7 protein-coding genes and 1 pseudogene are annotated in these 6,461 nt (G+C 46.9%); 7 read left to right on the forward strand and 1 reads right to left on the reverse strand.

Translation table 11 applies throughout. The features are described 5' to 3' along the window. Window position 1 precedes the first annotated feature (1 nt). The 6 genes from B7Y67_RS09285 to B7Y67_RS09310 all read left to right on the forward strand — a co-directional run bounded on the left by B7Y67_RS09285 (window position 2) and on the right by B7Y67_RS09310 (window position 4,126). The gene (locus B7Y67_RS09285; RefSeq protein ID WP_293598403.1) at window positions 2-574 is read left to right on the forward strand and encodes an NUDIX domain-containing protein; all 573 of its coding nucleotides are present in this window, start codon (window positions 2-4) and stop codon (window positions 572-574) included. Between the two features lie 61 nt (window positions 575-635). Next, the gene (locus tag B7Y67_RS09290) at window positions 636-1,163 is read left to right on the forward strand and encodes a DUF1178 family protein (protein WP_215303361.1); all 528 of its coding nucleotides are present in this window, start codon (window positions 636-638) and stop codon (window positions 1,161-1,163) included. 81 nt (window positions 1,164-1,244) lie between these two features. Beyond that, complete coding sequence (locus tag B7Y67_RS09295; RefSeq protein WP_215303362.1) at window positions 1,245-1,997, forward strand: transporter substrate-binding domain-containing protein; 753 nt, start codon at window positions 1,245-1,247, stop codon at window positions 1,995-1,997. A 44-nt stretch (window positions 1,998-2,041) separates the two neighbouring features. Next, window positions 2,042-2,695, forward strand: coding sequence for an amino acid ABC transporter permease (locus B7Y67_RS09300; protein WP_215387664.1), 654 nt, complete (start codon window positions 2,042-2,044; stop codon window positions 2,693-2,695). 34 nt (window positions 2,696-2,729) lie between these two features. Continuing rightward, complete coding sequence (locus B7Y67_RS09305) at window positions 2,730-3,461, forward strand: amino acid ABC transporter ATP-binding protein (RefSeq protein ID WP_215303365.1); 732 nt, start codon at window positions 2,730-2,732, stop codon at window positions 3,459-3,461. Beyond that, window positions 3,461-4,126: an amino acid ABC transporter permease gene (locus B7Y67_RS09310; protein WP_293598404.1), complete on the forward strand. Its 666-nt coding sequence runs from the start codon at window positions 3,461-3,463 to the stop codon at window positions 4,124-4,126. Before B7Y67_RS09305 ends, B7Y67_RS09310 begins: the two co-directional genes overlap by 1 nt. A gap of 82 nt (window positions 4,127-4,208) precedes the next feature. Here the strand turns inward: B7Y67_RS09310 and B7Y67_RS09315 are convergent, their stop codons facing one another. Then, on the reverse strand, window positions 4,209-5,729 hold the full coding sequence (locus tag B7Y67_RS09315) for a CoA-acylating methylmalonate-semialdehyde dehydrogenase (RefSeq protein ID WP_293598405.1): 1,521 nt from the start codon (window positions 5,727-5,729) through the stop codon (window positions 4,209-4,211). 148 nt (window positions 5,730-5,877) lie between these two features. Between B7Y67_RS09315 and B7Y67_RS09320 the strand changes: the two are divergent. After that, a pseudogene (locus B7Y67_RS09320) lies at window positions 5,878-6,461 on the forward strand (oxidoreductase); the annotation flags it as partial.

The raw sequence follows: 6,461 nt of genomic DNA on the forward strand, positions 1-6,461 counted from the left end.
AATTGGAGATGCTCATTTGAGAGAAGAGCGCTTATCTGGTGAGGATATTTACGGCGGCATCTTTTTGAATATGAAGCGTGATCAAGTCAGCTTGCCTGATGGCAATCAAGCAGTGCGTGAATACCTGACGCACCCTGGTGCAGTTGCGATTTTGGCTATCTTAGATGATGGTAGGGTGCTGATGGAGCGTCAATATCGCTACCCAATCGCAAAAGCTTGCATTGAAATTCCTGCGGGCAAGTTGGAGATTGGGGAAGATCGATTATTGTGTGCCCAGCGAGAGTTAGAAGAGGAGACAGGTTATTCCGCTAGCAAATGGAGTTTTATCCGTCGCATCCACCCAGTGATTTCCTACTCGACAGAATTTATTGACATCTATCTCGCTGAAGGTCTGACCTCTGGGAAAAGCCGTCTCGATGATGAAGAGTTTTTAGACGTATTTGCCACCTCTTTAGAGCAATTATTAGATTGGGTAGAGCAGGGTGAAATTACAGATGTAAAGACAACGATTGCAACTTACTGGCTAGACCGTTATCGACGTGGCCTAGTGAGCCCCACGCCTATTCCAGGGTAATTTCGTAATCCTATTAAAATAGAGATATTGAATTTAGCAATTTTGTCCCTATATAGGTCTTATGAAAGTTTATAACCTCGCTTGCCCAATGGATCATCGCTTTGAGGGATGGTTTGCCTCTGAGGAGGATTGTCTTGCCCAGCAAGACAAGGGAATGCTTGCCTGCCCTATTTGCGATAGCACCGAGATTACCCGGATGCCATCTGCCCCACATATTGCTAAATCGGGCTCCAGCAAGGAAATGCCCGCTTCAACTGAATTGACTGTTACCAGCCCTGGATCAGTAGATGCTAGCGGTGTTGCCAGCACAATCAGCGGCGATGTGGTTGCCCTGACTGGAAGCGATCATTCTCAATTAGAGGCACAGGTACAGGCAGCCTTTTTAAAGGGTATGCGTGAGTTAATGGGGCGCTCTGAGGATGTAGGTAGCGCGTTTGCAGAAGAGGCCCGCAAAATTCACTATAAGGAATCTCCTGAGCGGAGTATTCGTGGTCAAACTACTCTAGATGAGGCTGAGGCTTTACGCGATGAAGGAATTGAGGTCATGGCGATGCCCATGTTACCTGCCTTTAAAAACACGCTGCAGTAGCCAGTCCAGCCCTAATTCCCCTATACTTAGTGTGCACCCAAAGTCTGGGTGTAACCATTGATCAGGATAGGAGATGTATTTATGAAACGCTTTTTTCTGGCGCTGTTTGCTGCTGTTCTAGCGCTCACTGTTGTGGCTTGCTCCAAGTCCTCTGATTCCAAAGAAATTAAGGTTGCTGTTTCCCCCGCATCTCCCCCCATGCTGTTTGATGATAAGGGGCAGATCATTGGTGCAGATATGGATATTTTCCAGGGCTACTGCCAGTCTCGCGGCTGCACTTTGAAGGTGACTCCTTATGATTGGGCTGGAATGTTGGGTGCTGTTTCTAGCGGCCAAGCAGATGTTGCCTTCTCTGGCATTTCTATTACAGACAAGCGTAAAGAGGTAATGGATTTTTCCCAGCCTTACTATGACAATGCTTGGCATCTCGTCAGCATGAAGAATAAAAATATCCAAATCACGGATTTGAATCAACTTAAGAAATACTCCATCGGCTATCCACGCGGCATGGCCTACGATGATCTGATTAAGAATGAGTTGGAGCCAAAGGGCTACTACTCCCTGAGCAAGGTCAAACTGTATCCCTCATATGCTGAGGTGATCACCGACCTGCAAAATGGCAATCTTGATCTGGCTTTTATTGAAGAGCCCGTATTTCTTAATTATGAGAACAAGTTGAAGTTACCAATTCAGAGTAGCTATGTGTTTACAGGCTTTGATAAGTTGGGCTTTGCTTTTGCTAAAGGCTCTAAATTGCGTGACGACTTTGATAAATACCTCAATGAACTTGGTCCAGAAAAAATTAAAGCCATCCTAGATAAGTGGATGAAATAAACGCTGCTGATCAAGGTCTTAACTAGTAGTCGAAAGCCTGCCCTGTGACTTTTCTGGATATTCTTACCCAGTTAGCTCAGGGCATTTCTTATACGGTGCTGGTAACACTCGTTTGCTCTGCAACCGGTTTAGTGGTGGGTTTATTTCTAGCAAGCCTGCGTCGTATGGATATTCCTTGGCTCATTCCGCTGATTGACAGTTATACCTATGTATTTAGGGGTGTGCCGGTTTTGGTTTTACTATTTATGGTGTACTTTGGATTGCCGGGGATTGGTTTTAAAGTCCCACCCTTGATGGCTATGGCGCTGAGTTTGGGTCTAGTGGCTTCCGCCTATTTAGCTGAAGTATTTCGGGGTGCATATAACTCAGTCGATCCCGCCGAAGTAACTGCAGCGCAGGCAATGGGGATGACGCGTATTCAGGTTCTCAGATTTATCGAGATACCGCAGATGTTGCGATTCTCGATTCCAGGCATGGTCAATGAGTTCACTTCAGTTTTAAAGTATTCGCCATTTGCTTACACCGTTGGGATCCCGGAGATTACCAAGCAAGCCATGACCTTGACCTCGACAACGCTGCGGGGTATTGAAGTCTATCTAGCAGTGGGCATTCTCTATTTTGTGATTTATAGAATTTGCTTGCTCGGCGTTCAGTTGTTGGCTAAACGCTATCAAATTCCGGGGATGAGTCCAGCATGACTACCAAGATGACATTATTCAAAGGGGTAATTTTGTGGCGTTAATTCAAGTGAGGGATTTGGTTAAGGAGTTTGGCGGACAAACAGTCCTTTCCAAGATCAATCTCGATCTCAATGAGGGGGAGGTCCGCGTTTTGATGGGCGCCTCTGGTTCTGGTAAGTCTACTTTATTGCGCTGCCTCAATCGCTTGGTTGAACCCACTTCAGGATCGATCGTATTTAGGGGTAGCGAGGTGTTGGGACCTGATGTTGATGTGCGAGAGTTGCGCAAGCAAATTGGTTTCGTATTTCAGCAGTTCGCTTTGTATAGTCATTTGACTGTTTTAGATAATGTCTCATTGGGTTTGCGCAAGCTGCATGGCATGGGCAAAGCAGAGGCAAAAGAAAAGGCTTTATTTGAGTTATCTCATTTTGAGATGACGCCACATCAAGACAAATACCCCTCGCAGCTTTCTGGTGGGCAGAAGCAGCGAGTCGCCATTGCAAGGGCGCTCGCTATGGATCCGGCAGTCTTAGTCCTCGATGAGCCTACTTCAGCATTGGATCCTGTGATGTCTAGAGATGTCGCCGATTTAATTAATCGCTTGCATGGCGAGGGCATCACTATGATTTGCGTTACACATGACCTCAACTTAGCGCGCAATATAGCAGATACAGTGATGTTCTTAGACCGTGGCGTTATTCGTGCTGATGATCGGATTGATACTTTGAGCAAGCATGCTGATCCAGAGATCAAAGCCTTCTTTGGTGCAGAGGAAAAGCGTTGATGGGAGGATGGCCATCCTTTATCCGTGATCTCACGGAGCAGATGCCCTTAATTCTGACTGGGCTGGTGAAGACTTTGCAATTAGCCGGCTTGATTAGTGTTTCAGGTTTGCTTTTGGGCATTGTGGTGTTTTATCACACCCTCAGTAAAAATCAGTATGTACGTAGCGCCATCAATGCTTATATCTCCTTCTTTATCGGAATGCCCTTAATCGTTTTGCTGTTCTTAATGTATTACGGCTTACCGCAATGGGGTGTTCGACTATCTCCATTTACGGTGGCTTTTATTGGTTTTACCTTCAATGTGGCTGCCTACAATGCAGCGTATTTAAAGACTGCCTTTAATGGTTTAGACAAGACTCAACTTGAGGCAGCAAGTGCACAGGGCTTTAGCCCGCTGCAGATTTTTAAGTTCATTACTTTGCCGCAGGTCATTCGCTTTTCTATTCCAGCCCTCACTAATCAAGTGATTGCGAATCTAAAAGATAGTTCGGTTGCATTCTTGATTCAGTACACCGAATTCTTTGCGCGCATACAAGAATTGGCTGCAACAAACTTTCAGTTCTTTAAAGCCTATCTTTTAGCTGCCTTGGTTTACCTAGCCTTGGTATCGGTGATTGTCTTATTTGCTCGCGCCATTGAGCGGCGCTACTTTATTCCTGCTTAATCTCTAAGCCATAGGATCGTGATAAAAAAATAGCGACCCAAAGGCCGCTATTGTTACTGATAGGTAGCTATCGCAGTATTCATTACTTCGAAGTTGGCATGACAAACTCTGCGCCTTTGGCAATACTCTCAGGCCAGCGCTGCATCACACTCTTTTGCTTGGTATAGAAGCGAACACCTTCTTTGCCGTAGGCATGCATATCACCGAAGAGGGACTTCTTCCAACCGCCAAAACCATGCCAAGCCATTGGTACTGGAATAGGTACGTTGATACCAACCATGCCCACCTGAACGCGACGGGCAAATTCACGGGCAATATTGCCGTCGCTTGTGAAGCAAGCAACACCATTACCGTACTCGCAAGCATTTACCAGATTCAATGCGTCGGTAAAGTTCGCTACTCGCATGCAAGACAAGACTGGGCCGAAGATTTCTTCTAGATAAATCTTCATTTCTGGAGTGACGTTATCAAACAGGGTGCCGCCAATAAAGAAGCCATTCTCATGACCAGGTACTTTTAATCCGCGACCATCTACGAGTAACTTGGCGCCTGAAGCTACACCGCTTTCAATATAGCCAGTAATGCGCTCTAAGGCGGCTTTAGTAACGATTGGGCCCATTTCTGCATCGAGTTCCATGCCGTTCTTGACCTTTAAGGTCTTGGTGCGCTCAATCAGCTTTGGCATGATTTTCTCTGCAACATCGCCAACTAAAACGGCTACAGAAATTGCCATGCAACGCTCGCCAGCAGAACCGTAGGCAGCACCAATCAAAGCATCAATCGTTTTATCGATATCTGCATCGGGCATGACAACCATATGGTTCTTAGCGCCACCCAATGCCTGTGAACGCTTGCCAAAGTGTGCGCAACGCTCATAAATGTAGTTAGCAATTGGGGTTGAGCCTACAAAGCTGACTGCTTTGACATCAGGATTTTCAATTAAGGCATCTACAGCTTCTTTGTCGCCCTGAACAACGTTAAATACACCGTCAGGCAAACCCGCCTCTTTTAAGAGCTTGGCCATCAACAGGGAAGCTGAAGGATCGGTTGGGCTTGGTTTCAGGATGAAGGTATTACCGCAAGCAATGGCTACCGGGAACATCCACATTGGCACCATCACGGGGAAGTTAAATGGGGTAATACCAGCAACTACTCCCAAAGGCTGACGCATGACCCAGTTATCAATATCGGTAGAGACTTGCTCGGTGTAATCACCTTTTAGCAGTTCTGGAATGCCGGTAGCAAATTCAACTATATCAATACCGCGCGTGACTTCACCCTGGGCATCAGTAAATACCTTGCCGTGTTCGGCAGTAATAATGGCAGCTAATTCATCACGATGGGCATTGAGTAGCTCAAGGTACTTGAACATGATACGTGCGCGGCGCAATGGGGAGGTTTGGCTCCAGCTTTCAAAAGCCTTTTGGGCAACTGCCACGGTAGCGTCAACATCCTTGCGGCTGGCTAAAGAAACCCGTCTAGCGACTGCTCCAGTTGAGGGGTTAAAGACATCGGCAAAACGACCGTCTTTGGGGTTGACGACTTTACCGTCAACAAAATGACCAATATCTTCTTTTGATTCAAAGGCTTGTGGTGTGCTCATAGATTTTGCCTAATATTTTTTCTAGTTTTTTGGGTTTACATACTTGGGCGACCTGATATCCGCAAAAGTTTATAGCCTCGTTTATCCTACCATTTCTATTTTATCGCTTTCATTACTTTTTCGCTGTTCAGGATCCAAGGGCATTTAAATGAGTCTTCTATTTTCAAGTTACACGCTGAGCTCACCAAAGGGCGATTTAAAGCTCCCCAATCGCATCGTAGTGGCGCCCATGTGCCAATACTCGGCTGTGAATGGCGAGGCTCAGGATTGGCATTTAATGCACTGGGGCAATCTCCTGAATAGCGGGGCAGGCTTGTTCATTATTGAGGCCACTGGTGTGACGCCAGAGGGGCGCATTACCCCTGCCTGCCTTGGTTTATGGGATGACCGTACGGAGGCCGCTCTCAAGGACAAGCTGAGCAGGGCTCGTAAGCTGGCACCAGCAACCCCTGTTTTCATCCAGTTGGCGCATGCTGGCCGAAAAGCTTCTAGCGCCACCCCCTGGGAAGGCGGGCAACTGCTCTCTAAAGAGCAGGGTGGCTGGGATACGCTTGCCCCTTCAGCTATTCCTCAGTTGAAGGATGAACGCTTGCCTCATGAACTCTCTGGAACGGAGTTGGCAGAACTGATTGCAGCATTTGTTGTTGCGGCGCAGCGTGCTGAGCGCATTGGTGTGGATGGGATCGAATTGCATGGGGCGCATGGCTACCTCTTACATCAATTTTTATCGCC

It is taken from the genome of Polynucleobacter sp. 35-46-11, from assembly GCF_002281105.1.